This is a genomic window from Nitrosopumilaceae archaeon AB1(1), from assembly GCA_033471095.1.
GTDB lineage: Archaea > Thermoproteota > Nitrososphaeria > Nitrososphaerales > Nitrosopumilaceae > Nitrosoabyssus > Nitrosoabyssus spongiisocia.
In genome coordinates, this window is sequence record CP136752.1 from 1,344,511 (window position 1) to 1,365,214 (window position 20,704).

23 protein-coding genes are annotated in these 20,704 nt (G+C 34.0%); 11 read left to right on the forward strand and 12 right to left on the reverse strand.

The window, feature by feature from the left end:
• Positions 1–19 precede the first annotated feature (19 nt).
• Genes R1F52_07615 through purS form a run of 3 tightly spaced genes read right to left on the reverse strand, consistent with a single transcriptional unit; the run spans position 20 to position 2,166 of the window.
• On the reverse strand, positions 20–1,483 hold the full coding sequence (locus R1F52_07615; protein WOV92956.1) for an amidohydrolase family protein: 1,464 nt from the start codon (positions 1,481–1,483) through the stop codon (positions 20–22).
• A complete protein-coding gene (locus tag R1F52_07620) occupies positions 1,473–1,874 on the reverse strand; it encodes a DUF561 domain-containing protein (GenBank protein ID WOV92957.1) in 402 nt (133 codons plus the stop codon). Before R1F52_07620 ends, R1F52_07615 begins: the two co-directional genes overlap by 11 nt.
• A 34-nt stretch (positions 1,875–1,908) precedes the next feature.
• Positions 1,909–2,166, reverse strand: coding sequence for a phosphoribosylformylglycinamidine synthase subunit PurS (gene purS / locus R1F52_07625; GenBank protein ID WOV92958.1), 258 nt, complete (start codon positions 2,164–2,166; stop codon positions 1,909–1,911).
• A 680-nt stretch (positions 2,167–2,846) separates the two neighbouring features.
• Here purS and R1F52_07630 point away from each other — a divergent pair.
• Genes R1F52_07630 through R1F52_07640 form a run of 3 tightly spaced genes read left to right on the forward strand, consistent with a single transcriptional unit; the run spans position 2,847 to position 4,378 of the window.
• A complete protein-coding gene (locus R1F52_07630; protein WOV92959.1) occupies positions 2,847–3,302 on the forward strand; it encodes a hypothetical protein in 456 nt (151 codons plus the stop codon).
• Between the two features lie 51 nt (positions 3,303–3,353).
• On the forward strand, positions 3,354–4,160 hold the full coding sequence (tatC, locus tag R1F52_07635) for a twin-arginine translocase subunit TatC (GenBank protein WOV92960.1): 807 nt from the start codon (positions 3,354–3,356) through the stop codon (positions 4,158–4,160).
• 26 nt (positions 4,161–4,186) lie between these two features.
• Positions 4,187–4,378, forward strand: a complete 192-nt coding sequence (locus R1F52_07640) for a twin-arginine translocase TatA/TatE family subunit (protein ID WOV92961.1) — start codon at positions 4,187–4,189, stop codon at positions 4,376–4,378.
• Here R1F52_07640 and R1F52_07645 read toward each other — a convergent pair whose 3' ends face one another.
• The 3 genes from R1F52_07645 to ileS form a co-directional block, all read right to left on the reverse strand.
• Positions 4,379–4,936 carry a UbiX family flavin prenyltransferase gene (locus R1F52_07645; protein ID WOV92962.1) on the reverse strand — a complete coding sequence of 186 codons (558 nt, stop codon included), beginning with the start codon at positions 4,934–4,936 and terminating at the stop codon, positions 4,379–4,381.
• A 45-nt stretch (positions 4,937–4,981) separates the two neighbouring features.
• Positions 4,982–5,350: a hypothetical protein gene (locus tag R1F52_07650; GenBank protein ID WOV92963.1), complete on the reverse strand. Its 369-nt coding sequence runs from the start codon at positions 5,348–5,350 to the stop codon at positions 4,982–4,984.
• 63 nt (positions 5,351–5,413) lie between these two features.
• Positions 5,414–8,590 (reverse strand): isoleucine--tRNA ligase, encoded by a 3,177-nt coding sequence (gene ileS / locus R1F52_07655; protein WOV92964.1) that lies wholly within the window; start codon positions 8,588–8,590, stop codon positions 5,414–5,416.
• Between the two features lie 459 nt (positions 8,591–9,049).
• Between ileS and R1F52_07660 the strand changes: the two genes are divergently transcribed.
• The gene (locus tag R1F52_07660) at positions 9,050–9,478 is read left to right on the forward strand and encodes a DUF151 domain-containing protein (GenBank protein WOV92965.1); all 429 of its coding nucleotides are present in this window, start codon (positions 9,050–9,052) and stop codon (positions 9,476–9,478) included.
• On the opposite strand, the gene R1F52_07665 is transcribed toward R1F52_07660, so the two are convergent.
• The gene (locus R1F52_07665) at positions 9,475–10,542 is read right to left on the reverse strand and encodes a formate--phosphoribosylaminoimidazolecarboxamide ligase family protein (protein ID WOV92966.1); all 1,068 of its coding nucleotides are present in this window, start codon (positions 10,540–10,542) and stop codon (positions 9,475–9,477) included. The genes R1F52_07660 and R1F52_07665 overlap by 4 nt on opposite strands.
• Positions 10,543–10,705: 163 nt before the next feature.
• On the opposite strand from R1F52_07665, the gene R1F52_07670 reads away from it, so the two are divergent.
• Positions 10,706–10,855 carry a hypothetical protein gene (locus R1F52_07670; GenBank protein ID WOV92967.1) on the forward strand — a complete coding sequence of 50 codons (150 nt, stop codon included), beginning with the start codon at positions 10,706–10,708 and terminating at the stop codon, positions 10,853–10,855.
• Here R1F52_07670 and R1F52_07675 read toward each other — a convergent pair.
• The 3 genes from R1F52_07675 to R1F52_07685 all read right to left on the reverse strand — a co-directional run bounded on the left by R1F52_07675 (position 10,852) and on the right by R1F52_07685 (position 13,006).
• Positions 10,852–12,045 (reverse strand): AAA family ATPase, encoded by a 1,194-nt coding sequence (locus R1F52_07675; protein ID WOV92968.1) that lies wholly within the window; start codon positions 12,043–12,045, stop codon positions 10,852–10,854. The genes R1F52_07670 and R1F52_07675 overlap by 4 nt on opposite strands.
• Positions 12,046–12,160: 115 nt before the next feature.
• Complete coding sequence (locus R1F52_07680) at positions 12,161–12,529, reverse strand: hypothetical protein (protein ID WOV92969.1); 369 nt, start codon at positions 12,527–12,529, stop codon at positions 12,161–12,163.
• Between the two features lie 42 nt (positions 12,530–12,571).
• Entirely contained in the window at positions 12,572–13,006 is a 435-nt protein-coding gene (locus R1F52_07685) for a hypothetical protein (GenBank protein ID WOV92970.1), read from the reverse strand.
• A gap of 139 nt (positions 13,007–13,145) precedes the next feature.
• Between R1F52_07685 and R1F52_07690 the strand changes: the two genes are divergently transcribed.
• From R1F52_07690 to R1F52_07700, 3 genes are read left to right on the forward strand one after another with little or no spacing between them, the layout of a single operon-like run.
• Positions 13,146–14,297 (forward strand): helix-turn-helix domain-containing protein, encoded by a 1,152-nt coding sequence (locus R1F52_07690; GenBank protein WOV92971.1) that lies wholly within the window; start codon positions 13,146–13,148, stop codon positions 14,295–14,297.
• 16 nt (positions 14,298–14,313) lie between these two features.
• On the forward strand, positions 14,314–14,700 hold the full coding sequence (locus R1F52_07695; protein WOV92972.1) for a hypothetical protein: 387 nt from the start codon (positions 14,314–14,316) through the stop codon (positions 14,698–14,700).
• A 34-nt stretch (positions 14,701–14,734) separates the two neighbouring features.
• Positions 14,735–14,899 carry a hypothetical protein gene (locus R1F52_07700; GenBank protein ID WOV92973.1) on the forward strand — a complete coding sequence of 55 codons (165 nt, stop codon included), beginning with the start codon at positions 14,735–14,737 and terminating at the stop codon, positions 14,897–14,899.
• Positions 14,900–15,060: 161 nt separating this feature from the next.
• Here R1F52_07700 and R1F52_07705 read toward each other — a convergent pair whose 3' ends face one another.
• Positions 15,061–15,525, reverse strand: coding sequence for a hypothetical protein (locus tag R1F52_07705; protein WOV92974.1), 465 nt, complete (start codon positions 15,523–15,525; stop codon positions 15,061–15,063).
• Positions 15,526–15,709: 184 nt separating this feature from the next.
• On the opposite strand from R1F52_07705, the gene R1F52_07710 reads away from it, so the two are divergent.
• The 3 genes from R1F52_07710 (at position 15,710) to R1F52_07720 (ending at position 20,101) form a co-directional block, all read left to right on the forward strand.
• The gene (locus tag R1F52_07710) at positions 15,710–17,284 is read left to right on the forward strand and encodes a tRNA uridine(34) 5-carboxymethylaminomethyl modification radical SAM/GNAT enzyme Elp3 (GenBank protein ID WOV92975.1); all 1,575 of its coding nucleotides are present in this window, start codon (positions 15,710–15,712) and stop codon (positions 17,282–17,284) included.
• Entirely contained in the window at positions 17,284–19,068 is a 1,785-nt protein-coding gene (lysS, locus tag R1F52_07715) for a lysine--tRNA ligase (protein WOV92976.1), read from the forward strand. The genes R1F52_07710 and lysS overlap by 1 nt, the downstream gene beginning before the upstream one ends.
• A 4-nt stretch (positions 19,069–19,072) precedes the next feature.
• The gene (locus tag R1F52_07720; GenBank protein ID WOV92977.1) at positions 19,073–20,101 is read left to right on the forward strand and encodes a hypothetical protein; all 1,029 of its coding nucleotides are present in this window, start codon (positions 19,073–19,075) and stop codon (positions 20,099–20,101) included.
• 2 nt (positions 20,102–20,103) lie between these two features.
• On the opposite strand, the gene R1F52_07725 is transcribed toward R1F52_07720, so the two are convergent.
• Entirely contained in the window at positions 20,104–20,553 is a 450-nt protein-coding gene (locus R1F52_07725; GenBank protein ID WOV92978.1) for a pyridoxamine 5'-phosphate oxidase family protein, read from the reverse strand.
• Positions 20,554–20,704: the final 151 nt, after the last annotated feature.

Here is a 20,704-nt window from a genome sequence, read left to right on the forward strand (position 1 = left end):
GATTTGTAACTTTAGAGAATCATCTCCAAGAATCATCTACAAATATCACATCTCCTTGAAACATACTAAACAATACTCTGGTCTTGGAAATCTCACTAACTGGAACATCAAATATATTCACATCTAATACTAAAAGATCAGCATATTTTCCTACATCCAGTGAACCGGTTGTATCATCTTGACGCATAGAGTATGCCGCATTAATAGTATATGCTCTAATAACAGAATCTAAATCAGGCATACTTTTGTGATTTTTAGACAATGCATTTTCAATTCCTACAAAAGGATCAAGACTACCTACACTCCAATCACTGCTCAGAGTAGTAACAGCACCAGTATCATGAATGGAGCGTGGATTTGAAAAGTAGGGTAAACAATCAACACCAATCAAAGGAATCATTTCATATTCAAAATCAGGTAGTGCAAAAAATCCAGATGTTTGAAAATCTGCCACTACACCAAGATCTGCAAATCTATTCACATCATCAGGATGATACAATGTTATGTGTGTTATTTTATGTCGTGCCCCAACATCACCATTAATTTTCCGTGCATTTTCAATCGCATTCAAAGCATCACGTACAAATCTATCACCACTAGCATGTAGATGAAAATCAAATCCAATTTTTTCAAGTGTTGTGATATATTTTGTTAATCTTTGTTCATCAAAGTAGTTTATTCCAAACGTAGAGGTAAAATTTGTATCATTAGAATATGCATTTATCAACTTTGAGGTGCCATGACTAAATTCGCCATCAACATACATTTTGATTTGGGTAAGACGGGGATTTGAAGAGTCATTATATAATGATGCAAGATGATTAATTTGTGCAGAGTCATCAAGATGAGGATATGCGTAAAGCGCAAGAACCACGTTGCCAGTTAGTATATCATCAGAGCCGGCTGTCTGCCATAATTTATGATGATTACGATCTAAAAATACACGAGCCTCTGTTATAGAGGTAATTCCATTAGATGCCAACATATTCATTCCAGATGGTATACCGGCATAATTTGCATTATCAGTTTGTAGACTAGATGCCAGAGCAATACTCATAACGACATCTCCAAGATTATCATATAGAATACCATTAGGAATGGTAGTATTTTGTACAAAGCCCATAAATCCACCTGACGATGTTGTAAGGGTGTCATTATTCATTATTTTTTGTAAGGCCAGAGAATTTACCCAGTGTGAATGTGAGGTAGTCTCCATTATAATTGCAGGATTATTTGGAAATATATCATCAAGTATGATTAATGGAGACTTTGTATTGCCAAAAAGTGAAGAGATGGAATGACCATATCCTACTATCCAATCTTCATTAATTAATTCAGGATTACATCCAATCAGAGAGTCAATAATTCCATCAATGTCATCTTGTGAATCAATTATACACATATCGATTAATGATGCAGATTCTAAAAGGTGTAGATGGGAATCATGGAATCCTGGCAGTACCAGTTTACCATCAGAGATCAATCACCTCTGTGAAATTATCAATTAAAGACATAACGTCATCATCATCTCCGATAAATGTTATAATACCATCAGTAATGGCCAGAGACTGAAAAGGTAATTCATCAAAGGTGTAGATGATTCCATTATACAGTACGGTATCAGCTGAAATGATGTTACCGTATTCTAGTTTTACCCAGTCCCGCTCTAGGAGAATCTCTAGAGAAATAGGACTAATACATATAGGGATATTCCCGTTTGTTTTAAACACCAAAACTAATTCACCACTACATATTACATCCGTATATGATGCTCCATGATTCTTAATAGCAGAAAAAGGTAATGGAAGAGTTGCATTAGCATCTAAAACAAGAGAGGTGATAATTATTACAAGGATAACATATTGAAGAATCATGAATTATACAAACCTAAAAGACGAATACATCACATCATTGAATCTCTTTCTTGACCGTTATGGTGCTAATTAGAGGATTGTAAATGTGCAAGTCATCGCACATTTGTCGTACTCTATCTTCAATGTTATCTGAATCTGAATCAATTGTAAATTTCAAAGTCTTGGCAGTTCTAATGCTAGATACATTCATGTTGCCATACCGTAAAACTAGATTATTCAGTATACTTGTGCCTTCAGGATCACTAATTTCTGGCTTGTTTTGAATTGTAACAACAACGGTACATCCCAACACAAGATGTAACAATATCGCAAAGTATTAAATCTTTTTACACAAAGTTCTGTTAGAATATGGATTGATATTCGTGGTTCTGTGTAATATGAGTTTGGTAATTCTTTCTATTCACTTTCGAGTGGCAGTGATATATAAAACCAGTATCCAAAAGAAAAACTAACACTTGATTACAGATATTTATAAATTGTTATTAGATGAAATACCGCAAATAAAGAAAAATTGAATGAATAGTTTAAAATCGATTAGTTTGTTGTCTCTGTAGTTCTTGGAGTAGACTTTTCTTTCAGCAGACGTTGTACTAGATACTTCTGCTCTACTACCAATAAAAGTCCGACCATCTGATCTTTTACTGTCACTGTCTTTTTTACTTGGTTTTGATTTTTCTACCATAATTTAAATCGTCTCAATAACTATTTAAATCAGGTCTTGATGGGTTTTGTTCAAAATCAGGGACATTTGACAGGGCTGTTAAATCAGGGACATTTGACAGGGCTGTTAAATCAGGGGTATGAAAATTAAATTATTATGACTTTAATTCGTGTGCATATGTCCCGAATTTAACACTAGATTGAAAAATCCTGAGTCTTGAGCAGTATAGTTATTATTAACAACCAGTTTATGTGACATTCTGACTATTGAATATCATATTGGAATTTATAATAGAAAGATAACACATCATCATGAAGAGAATTAGATATTGGAAATTAACTGCTGAAGAGATAAAAAAAATTACTTATGATACTGCCAAATTATTAAACTGGGAGATCAAGGCAATATTAGACCCAGAGGATGCAAAATTTGTAGGATTGTTTTGGTACAAACATGGAAATCCAGTAGACTATGAGTCAATACCAGGAATAGCATTCTACCATAACAATATAACAAAAGACATGATAGATGATGTTACAAAATTTCTCCAATCTAAATTTAATGGTACTGTGAAAACCAAAGGTGAACGTATACTTTTGTCTCATTCAGATGAGATAACAAAGAGCACAGATATTGCCAATCTAGCCGAACAAGTGGATGAGAAATTTCATACCATGTCAATAATAACACTAGAGTTTGAGGGAATGGATACAGAAGAGCAACAAACAACGGGGTTACCAGAATCTAAATTGCTCCCCATATCATAAGAATTTACCAAACACCTAAAATAGATAAAAGTATAGCAATCATGAAAGAAAATGTCCGATTTGGACCATATTGCAACACATCTTGCAGAGTTGAGAAAACGTATTTTGCGCCTAGTCGTTATAGTTGGTATCATAACAACTCTCATCTTAACATTACACTTGAATGAATTTGAATATTCGGGAATCACATTATACTATCCAACAATAGAGCCGTTAAACAACATTGCAGCTCAAGTTACATCATATATGAAGGCAAATCTTGTTCCGCAGGAAGTTCAGCTTATCCAGACAGCTCCAGGACAAGCTTTCTTCTCCCAAGTGTACATAGCAGTACTTATTGGAATCACAATATCCATACCCATATTTGTAAGAGAGGCAATAGGATTCATCCGTCCAGCCTTGAAGGAGAGAGAGATTCACATTAGTAGAACAATAACTATACCTGCAGTTGGTTTATTCATCACAGGATGTCTATTTGCATACTATACCGTAATACCATATATTCTTGATTTCCTTTACAAATATGGAGCGTCAGCTAATCTAGTAACATTTCTTAATATTATGGATTTTGTGTCATTTGTTTTACAGTTTTTACTGGCATTTGGATTATCATTTCAATTACCACTAGTCATGTATGCGATTACCATAGCAGGAATAACAGATGAGAAATTTTGGAAGAAAAACATCAGGTATGCTATAGTAATTATAGTCATATTCGGAGCTGTGGTAACTCCAGATGGTAGTGGGGTCACTATGTGGTTCATAGCAGGTCCCATGATACTTTTGTATCTATGTGGAATAGTGGCAGTGAATCGACACGTGAATAGAGAGACAAAAGATACCAAACTCAACACTTAAATCTTAAATCAAATCATGTATGCTAAATGCTTAATCTATTTGGATTCATAGCTGGTCAAGAATGGATATTTGTGATTATTATCGTAGCCGTATTCATATTTGGAGCCAAAAAAATACCTGAACTGGCAAAGACGTTTGGAAAGGCAAAGGGCGAATATGAAAAAGGTAAGATAGAGGGCGAAGAAGAATTAAAGAAATTCAAAGATTCAGAAAGATAACTAGTCTTTTGGATTCCATGGTTTGTATAAATTATGAGGTATGTCAAATTGGTCAAGGCATTTTCCAACACAGTGATTAATTATATCATCAATAGATTCCGGTTTTGTGTAAAATTCAGTCACCGGTGGAAGTATTATAACACCAAGACGTGCAAGTTTTAACATATTCTCCAAATTTATGGCGCTCAACGGTGCTTCCCGTGTAACTAAAACTAGTTTTCTAGATTCTTTTAATGTGACACCTGCTGAACGAACTATGAGAGACTGATCAAAGCCATTTGCAATGGCAGACAGAGTCTTCATACTACATGGTATTACTATCATACCATCTGTATGATTTGTTCCACTAGAGATCACAGATGCCATATCTTGATCACTTGAAGAATAGGTAGCAAGGGATTTCACATATTCAATGTTAAAGTCGGTCTCCATAGATATGCATTTTTGAGCCCATTCAGACATTACAAGATGTGTCTGTGCAATGTTCTTTAATGCTTCAAGAATTCGGATTCCGTAAATTACACCAGTGCTTCCAGTGATACCAATAACCAATTTCAACGTATTACTAGAAAGAAGTAGTGTATAATTTAGACCTTTCAGACATTAAAAATCATCCATGTCAGAGTCAACATTCAGTTTATATTCTAAATCATCAATCAATTCAAGAAATCTCTCTTTGCTTTTTTTACTCAAAATATCAGGAAATTCACTAATCGTATAAACAAGTTGTTCTCTAAAACTAGGAGGGAAATCCCCACCGGTGACTAGTAATTGCTCAATTACAAAATTGGATGTTAGAGTACAGACAGTCTCTTCCAAACCAAGATCTGATTCACTTATCGGTCTACGATACAAAACAAGAGGCATATTATTTTTCATCACAACAAGAGATCCTTTTTTCAATAAATTCTCTAAATGTTTTATCTGCCACGCATCAAGACTAATTTGTGGTACCATAATATCAATTATCATTATACTTTAAAAGATATATGGAATAATTGAGATTAAAGATGTATTAATTGAGATAAATACGAATCACTCTATAGAAATTCTTAGGTTAATACCATCAATTTCTTCTTGTTTGTATTCTTTACAATTATCAGAAAAAGTAATATCCTTTACACGAACAAGATACTTTAATTGATCAACTTTATCATATAACATCTCTACATACTTTTCATCTAAATCTAAGATGGATGCCTTCGATAAGATATCTGTGGGGTCGAATCCGCGTTCCTTACGCAGAGACTGTAGACGGCGTGCAATGTCACGTATCAATCCCTTTGTAATCATTTCACCATTACGTACTTTGGGAATTATTACAGATACATCATCCTTGCTTGAATACGCATGTTGTTTATCACCTATGACATTAATCACAAAATCATCAACATCAAGAGTAATAGATTCCCCACCCACGTCAAACGTATATGTATTATTTTTTTGAAGAGATGATACAATTAGATCATGTTGTGATTCTTTGAACAATTCACGAACAGCACTTAGGTGCTGTTTCACCTTCGGTCCAATTCTAGCCATGTTGAGTAATAACTCACAGGATACTGGAAGTTGCTGTTTTTGTAATGTGATAAATAATTCTAAACCAGTTGATTGTGAAATCTCAAAAATTTCTATCTCTTCAATATTTATTTGTGATTTTAACAATTCAATTAAATTAATCAATTGTGATTTTTTTCCAGGTAAAACACAAATGTATGCCTTCTCTAGTGGCCATCGTCTTTTTAGATTAGCAATCATTCTAACAGATGCAGATACAGATATTATCGTCATCATGATATCAAATGATTCTTCCATGGACGGATTTTTCAAAGATGTATCGGGTCTTGGCCACTGACCTGATAGAATACTAGAGACATTACCAAAGACAGAGTTGTAAAGATATTCTGTGATGAATGGGCATATTGGATGTAATAATATGTCAAGTGTATGCAGAGTTGTACCGAGGACAGAGTATATTGTGAATCGTCGTTGTTTTTGAGTGTCATCCTCACTCCACAGATGATCACGTATCATTGGGATGTATCCCTGACTCATGCTACCAATCAAAAAATCATCAATGCTTTTAATGGAATCATTAAATCTGCATTTCTCATTATTACTAGTGACAAGCGATATCAGAGTTTGTAGTTTGGATAACAACCATACATCTGGATATTGAATGTCATTTAGTGAATCAGGATCTGCACAATCATATTTGTCATACTGTGCATTTTGAGTATAAAATAGATGCATGTTGTATAAAGTATTTAATAATTGATATGGACGTGACATCATCTCTTTTTTATCAAAATTTAATGGCTCAATTGGGCTTGTCTTTCCCATGAGGTATAATCGAAGGAGATCGACTGATTGTTCAGATAGAATGGAGCTTGCCAGTATTACATTACCTTTACTTTTGCTCATCTTGTTGCCATTTTTGTCCAGTACATGTCCTTGGAACAGAAAAGAGTTGTATGGTGAAATTGAATCATTGTGAAATATTACATTCTCAATTAGTAGTGTATATGCCCAACCACGTGTTTGATCGATTCCTTCGGTAAAAAATGGTGCAGGGATGTAATTTTTATAATCTTCATCAGTAAGTGAAGATCGTGGAGCAGCACCGCTGTTATGCCAAGTGTCAAGTACATACGGTTCCCGAATGGTATCATTATTACATTTTTCACATTTTATTTTTACATTATCAATCCAAGGACGATGTAATTCAAAGTCAGATCCGTCTGGTAATTCAAACGCAGCATTTACAATCTCCTCTCTAGAATAAAACCACATTTTATGATTACACTCAGTACATACCCACACAGGCAATGGGCTGCCCCAAAAACGTTCACGAGAGATACACCACGGATGCCTCTCTTGTATGATTCCAAGAAATCTATTTTTAGGAGATTCAAAGAAATACTCTACCTTGTTTGCCGCATCAATTGCACGATTCTCAAGTCTGTCCAATCGATAAAACCACCCTTTTCTTGCAAGCCACACAATAGGATGGCCCGAACGCCAACACAGTGGATACTTGTGTTTAATGGTACCATACTTTACCAAGGCGCCTACACTTTTGAGATCTTCATGAATAATAGAATCGGCATCACGTACAAATAGACCAGAGTACTTTCCTGCATCCTGCGTGAATTTTACTGCATCGTCTATTGGGCAGAATATTTCAACATTACGTTTATTCGCAACTTTAATGTCTTCCTCACCATTTGCCGGTGACATGTGTACAAGTCCTGTTCCAGTATTTACATCCACAAATCCCTCAGATACAGATATGTGATAATTATCAGAATGTGCAAGTCTCTCCAAACTCGGAATAAATTCCAGTAGTGGATGCACATATTTGATTCCATCTAAATCAGAGCCTTTTACAGTCTTCTGTGTTGTATATTCTATATCAATCTCTTTTGCAAAATCCTCCAGCCGTGTTTCACCAACAATCCACACCTCATTGTTTGTAGAGATATAGTGATAAGTCTCATCAGGATTAATACCAATCATAGCATCAGTAATTAATGTGAATGGCATAGTCGTCCACACAATAAAAAATTCATCCGAGTCTTGTAATTTCACCTTGTAGTATAATGAAGGATTTTTGATCTGCTCATAACCTTGATTTACTTCTGCATGACTTAGAGAAGTTTGGCAACCCGGACAGTATGCAATTACGGTATAATCTTCATACAGTATATTATTTTGATTCGCTTGTTTGAGTAACTGCCATTCTTTTTGAATGTAATTGTCATGATGTGTCCAATACGCGTTATCCGAATCAAGTGAAACTCCAAGTAGTTTATCGGCGGCAATCCATTCTTTACTAAATTTATCCACAATACTTTTACACGTCTCTACTAATTTTCCCAGACCAACCGAATTAATAATCTCAGATTTTCCTCCAGTAATACCAAGTTCTTTTTCAGCTTGCAACTCTACTGGCAGACCCTGAGTGTCCCAGCCACCATTGAATATTACATGATTTCCACACAGTGTATTATAACGATACCACAAATCCTTTATCACCCTACCACGTAGGTGACCGAGGTGTGGTGAACCATTCATAGTCGGTGGACCCTCTATGAACATTATTTTTTTACCAGATTTCGCATCCACTATATCATCAATATTTAGAATCTCAATACAATCTCTAGTCTCCGACTCTATTTTTTTAAAATTATATGCTTTTTCTAATCCCAATAATGTTATTGTCAGTTTTCATATATTAACATCTTTCAGCCCTTTGATAAATAGGTCTAACAATCTTGCACTCAAATCCAGCAAAAAGCATAAATTCAGAGAGAGTAAATCGACAAAACGCCCAAACTTGATATATATATCATTCAGATAAAAACACAAATCATACATTTGGACTAGAATGTGACTAGACAGAAATCTTTTGTACAAGATGTGTAATAATTCATAAAATGATAAATGTTATAATCTTTATACATACTCTTCTCAAACACTTTGAAATTCAAGATATTTTTCAATTTTCAATCCTAGAGAAAAAATATATCTATGATGGTATAATCCAATTATTCATTCTGTGTTATAAATTGCTAAATTATACATATAAAGTAAAATATGAGATTTAATCATTCGTAAATCAAGATACATTATATCTTTAATAGGTAAAACAAGTTAGTATGTTCAGAGATGAAAATAAATCAAAAACAAGACCCAGGTTATGAAACAGTATCTATAGACTGTGTTGGATTTGCAGATCCTTATGCAGTAGAAGGAGTGCTAGTATTACGTACAGAGAGCGGAAAAGAATTTCCAATACGCGCGTTTTCTGGCGAAGTTGCAAAACACATTTCAGATTTTTTAGAAAATAAAGAAGAGTCAGTACCAACCATTTACAAGATGGTTCTTGAGATGTGTGAGGAAAATGAGCAAACGTTGGTAAAGGTAAAGATTTATGATGCAGGCGGAGATATGCTACGTGCAAATTTGTATTTGACAGGTAAAAAAGATGTAATACTACGAAATTATAGGGCATCAGATGCACTTGCACTTGCTAGCATCTACAATATTCCAATTTTAATAAGAAGATCATTATTAACTGAAAAATTAGAAGTTTAGGTAATTATTTTCTCCAACTTGTCCTCAGAGATGGCTCTACGAATTTCCATTGCAATTCTTCTTCCAACCCCAAAGGTCTCACCATATTGGTATTTTGTATAGGGGGATGTTGTAGAAACTATAGGATTTCCCGGTACACGTAAGGATACATCATATACGACAAATTTGAGATCTTTAGTAATTACACTTTGTAATGAAAACGGTCCTATTATTCCAGGTGGGTATTCTTTTTTCACGGCAGTTACAAAGTCATCACCCATTTTGAATACTTTTTCAAGTAGTGATTCTCGTATACTTGCAGGGGTGTGACCCACTTCAATATTTTGCGGTTCAATGTTAAAATCCAATTGTTGCTTTGCAGGAAGAGAAGTGTAATCATTCAAGTCAGTTTGCAGCCTTCGTTCAATACCTATGAAATCTACTTGATCTGATATTGGGGTATAGAAAAAATTAAAATTCATGTATGTTCCAAGCACAAATTCTTCGATTTTAGATTTATCCAAATCTTGCGCAGTAATTCTACCCTGATCAATTAAGAGTTGAGATTTCTTCTCAAAGTCAACAACAGAGTTTGCTGTAAAAAATGCCCGCTCAAGTTTACGTGTTTTTTCTTGCACCTTGACAATTACAGGACAGTCAATGTCTTTATAATTATTGAATATTCTAGGATGTGGGATTCCTGCTTTTTTTAATAAATAATACTGTCCCTTGGTATTATCTCTCTCCTCTGCACGAAATAGAGTTCGATTTCCAAATATTGGAATTTTAAAATCATTCTCAATAGTGTCATAGCCCAAATACGCAACAAGTGAACGATGCGGTACGATCAAAGTCTGTGTCGCCAACATTTCATTTTGTATATTCAACATATCAGAAAATTTATCTAAAACACGAATTTCATCTGCAATTCTTCTGAATCGTCGATACGGCACATCTCTGCCTTTTTGACAATATACTATAGTTTTGAAATTTTCATCCTTTGCACCATCCATAATTTCTAATGCAGAGTGACTTCCCAACACCCCAATACGCAAGTTTGAATATTGTGATATGTCATGTTTCATACTAGTCATCAGACTCGATTTAATTTTAGTTTTTCCAATATAGCACTCTGGAAAAACCAAATACTAAATCAATCATGATATAATTACACATCAAATCTAGACGACCTCGACAAAATAAAAACAGGGAAAATAAATTTATAATAATTATTAGTGATTAAAAATATTGGTCTATTATCATTTTGAACTTGTAATGTCAGGTGGGATTTTACTAGTAGTAATGTTAATCTCTGGAATCGTACTGTGGTATAGAAAAAGAGACTTGCCAGAGAAAGAATATACAGATACTGAAGAGAGAGATAACAAAGAGAATTAGAGTGCTTGAAACTCTTCACTCCATTTGTAGTATGCACGAATCATATCAATAGATACACTTGGTCTTCTTCTAGACATGACATATTTGAAATCTTCTACCATGATACTACGAGGTATGATTGGCTCCTCACCTTCAACTGGTTCATGATAATCTTCAGCGTCAAACATTTCATGTACAATTTTGAGTTGTGCAGATTGACAGATATCTTTAATATCACTTCCGCTATACCCCTCAAACAGTTTTGCCAAATCTTTACTTCTCACTCGTACATCCTTTTTAAGTTCACACAAGTACAAATCAAACAAACTTGCTCTTGCTTCAACAGATGGAAGAGACACACAGATTCGTTTTTGGAATCGTCTAAGAAATGGCCAGTCAAGACTCCAAGGTTTGTTTGTCACTCCAATGACATACAATAACAGGTCCTTTCCTTTACCATTAACACCATCCATCTCTGTGAGAAATTGATTTTTTGTACGAACCTCACCACCAATCTCATTATTACGAGCACCAAGCAGAGAGTCAATCTCATCGATGAATAAAATCACAGGTTTTGACTCTTTTTGTGCATATCCACGAGCAATTTTGAATAATTTCGCCACATTTTTTTCTGCCTCTCCGAGCCATTTACTCATTAGCGCAGCGGCATCCACATTTATGAAATACCCATCAATCTCACTGGCAGTTGCAGCGGCAAGTATAGTCTTACCACATCCTGGAGGGCCATACAAGAGTAATCCACGTGGCCAACCCAATGGGAATAGATCTGGTCGTTTTGTAGGATATACAATAGATTCACGTAATCCATTCTTTGCATCATCCAATCCTATTACAGTATTCCAACTAACATCAGGTTTCTCTTTCATTATTAATGCATCAAAATCAAAACAATCTTTTTGATCTTGTATGTTGGAGGATTTTTGTTCACTAGTTGTGTTACTGTTCACAACCGGTTCAACACCATGAGATGATTGTAAAGCCTGAATTCGTTTCTGATACGCAGTAGTTCGCTCTTTATAAATTGGATTCAGTTTGCTTCCAGGGTACAATTGTATTAATTTGACCAAAGTGTCTATGGCTTTTTGATAATTAGTGATCGCCATTCCGCGTACTCCCTGAGAGTCACACTTGATAACTTCTGATGCATATTTACTAGCGCTATTCTCTAGTTGTTGTGGTGCAAGACTCATATTAACTGATTAGTAATTCTTTTAGCATATTGTAATAAGCCATTGTCATTAGTTGTTTGTGAGTTGGTCAAATTATTTTGCACTACATTCATGAATTCACATGAATTAGTCACAATTACTCTTCGGATTCCACTTTGGTGATGTTGTGGATATGCCTCTGAGTATCATGAATATCCTCAATCAGAGTCTGAACGTTTAACATGTGCATCTCAAAATCATCATCCAAATGACTAACAGAGGTCGAAAAGGTTTCTGCAGCGTCAAGAACATCTAAAAGTATTTGGTGTAACAGGTGTTTATTTTCATACTTTATCACAAGGGAATTTAGGGTAGATAAAATTTGATCTAGAATTTCAAAATCTTTTAAATCCATAGAATCAAGAGCAGGGAATTCATTTTTTTTTAATTTATGCTTTACCAACTTTTGCAATTCTAACAACATTCCAGATTCAGAAGTTTGTGACCAATTTTCCACATTTAACATAAAAGAAAAACACAGATTAACAAATGGATCGAATAATTTCAGTTATACTATCAATTTTACCTTACCAAGTATGATATTGCTTTGCCGATTATGCTTGGTAAAATCAAGAGATGAACCAGTTAGGATAGATGCGTCAATCACAATACTTTGCAATAGAATACATAATACACGGAATAGGTTTTTACTAGTTTGATTTGAAGATATGGACAGACCTGCAACTTGAACAACACGAATAAGTGGAGTAAGATTATTGACTATATCATTCATGTTTTTTATAGACTTTAATGTGTGCATGATGATACCATATAGCATATACACCTGATCGTCTTTAGCAGTATCTTGTTTATATGATACGTTACACATAGCGTCACCTATGAGATTCATGGCACTGGTAATCCTAGATGTCATGGATTGACAAAATGGGGTGTATAATTGAGATGAGACAAGTGACATGGTATCATTTAGCATTTGTAGCATATTAGGAGCACGTATTGATGAATCTAGTCACTACGGTGACAGCATATATAGATACATGTGATTTTGATTAAAAATTTTGAGTTGATGAATAAAGGAATTTGTCTCAACACTTTACCAAAGAAAAATTAAAAGATATATCATGAATAGAGAGCTGACGGTGAGTCTTGAAGAATTTGGTTTGAGTAGTTATGAGGCACGTGCCTATGTGACTTTGATATCCAAAGGAACAATCTCGGTCAGTGAATTGGCATATTATGCAGATATACCACGAACCAAGACATACCACACACTTGGTCGTCTAGAGAAGAAAGGATTAGTATTACTATCCAAAGGAAAGCCCATTACGTGTAGTGCAACATCTCCTGAGGAAGCATTCGATGACATAATTCAAGAGCAGATAAGCAGGGTAAACTCTATGAACACTCTAGTCTCAGACTTTAAGAAAATTTATGAAAATAACAGAAAGGTTAAAAGCTCTAAAGATACAATGTACATGCAATTAGATTCGTCAGGTATATTGGAGCAACTCATAAAAATGATAGACGGTTCCACAAGTTCTATTGATATTATGGTCGATTCGTTGGGATTGAGTTTGATTGCAAATTGTAAAAAACAGTTTTTATCAGCTGCAAAACGTAAAATCCCAATAAAAATTCTAGTAAAACCCAAACACATAGAAATGAAAGAATTTACTCTACTTCCAGCACAGGCAAATGTCAGATTATCCAAAGTAACTCAAAATTGTTTTGTATTTGATCAAGGACAACTGTTAATCATTAATGAAGATAATGGCAAGGGGGCCATGTTNTCATCCACAGATACACTAGTGACTGTAATGTATTCACTATTTCAATCCCTCTGGAATGACACGCTAGATACAAAGGCACTTTCAGATATGAGTGGAAAGCGTGCAAAAGAGATATACGAAATAATTAATCTAATACAAGAACAGGGATTTCAGCATAGTCTCAACTCTGAGGGGAGAAACATACTAGAGTTGTTGGAGAAACACGGAATTAATCTAAAAACAAAGACATTAGAGGAGATGGTTGAGATATCAGACATAATACTCGATATGACATGCTCAGGTAATGTAAGTTATGATCAAAATAGTCAAAACATAATCATTGACTCTATGCGTAATAATGGCAGCTCGCTGCCTTGGGCACATATGATGCAAGAATTTTTACATCAAAAGAAATGTACAACAAAATTTATTCGAAAAAACACAACTGATGGTGAAAAGGTTAACATAAAAATTTTAAAATCTAATAGTCATACAAAACAATAATTTGAGGAAAAGAGTTTTGAAGTGTAGTAATGATTTGAGATTAACCATACTTGAAAAAATAGGCATATATTCAGCGAGATTCTCTATTGCAGAGCCCATCACATATCTAAGTACAAAGGAAGTTTTAGATGCTCCAAAAAAATACACCCAAGGTCGAAGAACATCAGCATACAAGTATTATGGAGTATCATATTTGGAACATAATAGAATATTTCTCAATATCAGAAAAATACCAGATATGATCATACTTGAGGATACCATTGTACATGAATTAATTCATCTAAGATTTCCATATCTTAGTCATGGGAAGTATTTTAACAAACTAGTGCAAAAAGGTCTAGGCGGAGGTGTATTCAGGCCACGTAAAATTAAACATGCCAAATCATCAATTATACACGTATGAGATAAGTTATTATAATTTCAAAAAAAATAAAATTATGAAAGTAAACATACTACTTGGAATCATATGTTTCATATATTCTGGTGCAACAGTTGTTGGCATGATAATAGATAATGCAGATTATTGGCTAATCTACGATATAATCGCAATAATATTCTTCCCAATAATTGGATTTCAATTAATTAGAATGATAAAGCCTTAAATTGACATACTCGATTTTACATATTATACAATGAGCGAAGATTACGTATCAATTTGTAACCTTTGTAAAAACCCCGTATCCAAAGCAGATCTAGAGTATATCAATGGTACAAGTTATCACATAAATTGTTTAAAGAAAGCAGATGAAATAATAAAACCGGATCAAAATACATTGGATAAAATCAACATGATTAGACTAGATATTATCAAAATAAGAAATCTTCTTGCCAGAGGATCAAACATATCAAAGAGAACACAAAAACCGGCAAGACGAACTGTGTCCAAGGCACGTACAACTAGAAAAGTTAAATCACGAAAACCAGCAAGACGAACTGTGTCCAAGGCACGTACAACTAGAAAAGTTAAATCACGAAAACCGGCAAGACGAACTGTGTCCAAGGCACGTACAACTAGAAAAGTTAAATCACGAAAACCGGCAAGACGAACTGTGTCCAAGGCACGTACAACTAGAAAAGTTAAATCACGAAAACCGGCAAGACGAACTGTGTCCAAGGCACGTACAACTAGAAAAGTTAAATCACGAAAACCGGCAAGACGAACTGTGTCCAAGGCACGTACAACTAGAAAAGTTAAATCACGAAAACCGGCAAGACGAACTGTGTCCAAGGCACGTACAACTAGAAGAAAATCTCAAACGAGTATACAGAGAACAGATAGAAAAACATCATTACAGTCAAAAAAATTGATCTCCTTTAAAGTTAGAAAAAAAGTAATCTAATCATATTCAAAATCTTACAATGAATCATTAATCACAAGAGTTATTGATAGTGTGAAATTAAGTATATTTGTCATGCAGCTCGCACAATCCACATTTACACAAGCATGTAAAGAAATAACTCAAAATTTATATGAGATTAATAATATTACAAGCACACTTGCAAGGCAAGAGATTAAACGAGTTTGTGCAAAGTATTCATTAACTCGTATTCCAAGGAATCATGAAATTCTATCCCAAGCTGATCCAGACGCCTATGAATCATTACGCACAGTGTTGATAAAAAAACCCATAAAAACTGCATCAGGTGTTGCAGTGGTAGCAGTGATGCCACAACCTTTTGCATGTCCGCATGGCAGATGTACATATTGTCCAGGAGGGGCAGAAATCAATACACCAAATAGTTATACTGGAAAAGAACCTGTAACAATAAATGCAATTGAGCACATGTATGATCCTATAAAACAGATCACATCAAAAATTGATCGTTTAATTTCATGTGGACATAATGTAGCAAAGTTGGAAATCGTTATTGTGGGGGGGACATTTCTATTTATGCCAAAGGACTATCAAGAGCATTTTATAAAATCATGTTATGACGCATTAAATGGTTTTATATCCATCACACTAAATGATGCAAAAATAAATAATGAGCATGCAAACATACGTTGTGTTGGATTCACCATAGAGACAAAACCGGATTACTGTAAACAGACACATGTAAATTCAATGCTTGAGTTTGGAATTACGCGCATTGAGATTGGAGTACAATGTCTACAAGAGAGAGTATATAAGATAATTAATCGCGGTCATACGTACAAGGATGTTGTAGAGTCATTTCAAGTAGCCAAAGATTCAGGGTACAAGCTAGTTGCACATATGATGCCAGGACTACCTACAATGTCTCCAAAAGATGACATTGCAGATTTTGATAAATTATTCTCAGATGAGTTACTAAAACCAGACATGTTGAAAATATACCCCTCGCTAGTTCTAAAAGACACCCCTCTATATTCAGATTACACTAGTGGCAAATATACACCATATTCAGATGATGCAATGATAAATGTGCTTGCAACTATAAAAAGCAAGATACCAAAGTGGGTTCGAATAATGAGAATACAACGTGAGATATCACAAGATGAAATAATCGCCGGGCCTACAAGAGGAAATCTACGACAGTTAATTCATCAGGAATTAAGACGTAACAATAAATCATGTAAATGTATACGTTGTAGAGAAATTGGTCTGCAAAAGACAGATATTTCAGACATCACATTAAACAATATTCAGTATGCATCATCTGGAGGGACAGAAACATTTCTATCTTGTGATGATTCACAAGATAGAATCTATGGTTTCTTACGATTGCGTAAACCAAGTAAAAAGACAGCAAGACCTGAAATTAATAAAGACTCGTGTCTAGTTCGTGAGTTACATGTCTATGGCACATCTCTACAACTCGATATGCACAATAAAGGTGTCCAACACTCAGGAATAGGTAAGACACTTTTATCAGAAGCAGAAAAGATAGCCGTAGAGCAATTTGATTCAAAACGATTAATGATTATTAGCGCAGTGGGAACACGTTTGTATTATAAAAAATTAGGTTATTCGTTGAGAGGACCATACATGGAGAAGATACTATAATGGTACGCGATAAAATTATTGGTCGTGGTACTTGGATTGACAAGTTAACTCATGAGATGATACTACGTGAAAATACACTAGGTCGAGACACTAGCATGCTAAATGTCGAAAGTGGTCTTGGCGCCTCTGGTATTCCTCATGTTGGTAGTGTCGGAGATGCTGTACGCGCCTATGGTGTAAAACTTGCACTAAACAACATAGGATATGACTCGAAACTAATCGCTTATTCAGATGATATGGACGGACTACGCAAAATACCTTTGGGATTCTCAAAGGATTTAGAAGAGCATTTAGGAAAACCAGTATCATTTATACCAGACCCACTAGGATGTCACAAATCTTTTGGTCAACATATGAGTAGTCTATTACTTGAAGGACTAGACATGCTCGGTATAGAGTATACATTCAAGAGTGCAAAGGAATCATATGAGAAAAAATTATTTACAAAACAAATTCATACTATTCTATCTAACGCAAATTTAATTGGTGAAAAAATCAACGAGCTTGTAGGACAAGAGAAATTTATGCAACGTTTACCATACTTTGCAGTATGTGAAAAATGTGATAAAATTTACACAACAACAGCAAAAAAGTATAACCCTGATAAGAAAATGATAGAGTATTCATGTCTTGATGCCAAAGCTGGCGATAATATCATACACGGGTGTGGTCATGTTGGAGAGTGTAGTATAGAGAACGATCTTGGTAAATTATCATGGAAAGTGGAATTTGCTGCTAGATGGAGTGCGTTTGATATTAGATTTGAGGCATATGGTAAAGATATTATGGATTCGGTTCGAGTTAATGACTATATCTCTCAAGGTATACTAAATCACGCACCACCATATCACGTTAGATATGAGATGTTTTTAGATAAGGGTGGGAAAAAAATATCAAAATCTGCAGGTAATGTTCTAACTACACAAAAATGGCTACAATATGGCACTCCTCAATCTTTACTATTATTATTATACAAAAGAATAAAGGGTGCAAGAGAATTAGGATTTGAAGATATTCCAGATTTNATGAACGAATATGATATAATTGAGGACATCTACTTTGGTAAAATAAAATTAGAAAATCAAGACAAAATGATTTCAAGCAGAGGATTGTATGAATATATCAATTTGGCAATACCTCAAAAGACGTCGTCAATTCACATAAATTATAATTTACTAATAGAGCTGTGCCGTATATTCAAAGAGGATAGGGGGCGACGCGTAAGTGAGAAATTGATAAATTATGGAATAATTTCTAAATCCACATCAGAAATTGAGGAAAGAATCACTCTGGCTGGAAATTTTGTGGATGATTTTAAAGAACTACCTAGTAAAGAGATTCAAATTGACGATTCCCTTAGAGACGCATTATACAAATTAGTTCAAATATTAGACAAGCAAGGAGGAGACGATTTACAAAATGATATTTATCAAATAGCAAAGAGTAGTAATATTCCTACAAGAGAGTTTTTCAAGATATTGTATCAAATTTTACTCGGAACTGATCGTGGACCTAAAATTGGACCATTCATTGAGGATGTAGGCAGAAATAGAATCATCGCAGATGATAAAGAAGATGATATAATGGCACACAGAGAACATAATTCACGTGGGGCAAAAAGTGGATTATTTTTAATCATACTTGGAGCCATGCTGTTCATATTATCCACTACATATCTTTTAGATTCACCATCCATAGGGCAGCCGGCGGTAGTACTAGGTTTCATAATAGGAGGGATTGGTTTTTATCTAAATTTTAAAAATAGAAGACAGGATAAAAAGTGAGTTTATGGAACTATTCAAAAAACACAGTACAGAAGAAAATTTAATAAAAGAAGATGAGGACACATTAAAATCACAATTAGATGAGAAACAAAAACAGTTTGAGTCATTAACTAGTAAATTATCTAGTGTCAAAAAAGAGTATGATGTATCTGTTGAGAGTTTGATTAGTGTAAAAAAAGAGATAATTGATATTATTCGTGATAATCAAACAGTAAAAACAAATTATAATTCACTAAAAAAAGAATGTGATTTTGTGAAACAATCTTTAGCACAGATTAATACAGAGTATGCAGAAAAGTCTAGCAAAAATAACGCTCTTCAAGATGTACAGAAGAAATTAGATGTATTGAATGACACATTTGAGCAAAAAAAACAAGAGTCTAGTTCTTTTCAAGAATCCATAGGTAAATTAAAATCGCAATTAATCCGTTTAGAATTTGAAAAAAAACAAATGAATTTACAAAATGACAAACTAGCTCAAAAAACAAAATCACAAAAAAATGTGAAAATGAGTGGTGCACAATTTGAAAAAATAGATATTCTTAATAATCAATTATTAGAAATGAAAAAAACATCTACATTATATAAACAAAAAAATATTACGTTGAATGATGAAAAATCGCAATTACAAAAAAAGATCAAAGTCTTGGAAAATTCTAAAACAAGTATATCTAATCAGGCACACAGTTCAAAGTCTGAAAAATACGATTCAGAGATTAGTTTGAAAAATAGTCAATTACAAAAACTTGTCACAGAAGTAAAAGAATCAAGTAGACAAAAGGACACATTACAATCAAATGTAAAGACACTTTACAATACTATATCTCAAGAGGAGCAGAAATTAAAGATTTTAAATGATAAAAATAAAAATTTAGAGATATCGATAAAAAAATATCAAGATATAAAGACAGAATTAACAGATTCTAACGCAGTGTATGCAATGCGTGATATTATAGAAGAATACAAAAAGGAGGTCAAACACCTTACCGAAGAACTGAATATTGCTAAACGATATCAGGGAAAACAAAAATAATTCTAGTCATCTAGATAATGTTTTTTCCAGATATTTTTAATCACATCTTCAGAAATACCAATGTCATACAGGGGTGAATGAATAGGCTCTATCACATCCACACTGGTAATAATTATATCATTTATAGAACTTTTTATCCCCATTATTTTATACTCTGATAAAAGATTTTCATACTCAAGGCTAGTTTTATCTAAAAGTTTAGCATTACCAATGAATCTGTATCCACGTCGTAAGAGAGGATCAATTATGCAAATCTCTACCATACCACCATTCATTAAATTATGACTAGTACGTGGAGATTTTATATCCGCAAATACTAATTTGTCTTTTCTCCAAGGAATTATTGTACCCCGTGGAGAGATACATGGATGATTATTCTCAGAAATACTTGCAACAAATCCTAAACGTTGATGCAGAATGAATTCTTTAATGTCTTTAGATATTACAACCATTATAATTTACCAATTAATTTATCTCATAAATTCTGCTGCGATGCCATAAAATAGATAAAATGCAATGCCGCCTCCAATTATTCCAACCCAAATGCCAATTGTTTTCAAAGGTATCATAATGTTGTTAAAAACTAATTTAATATAAAACTTT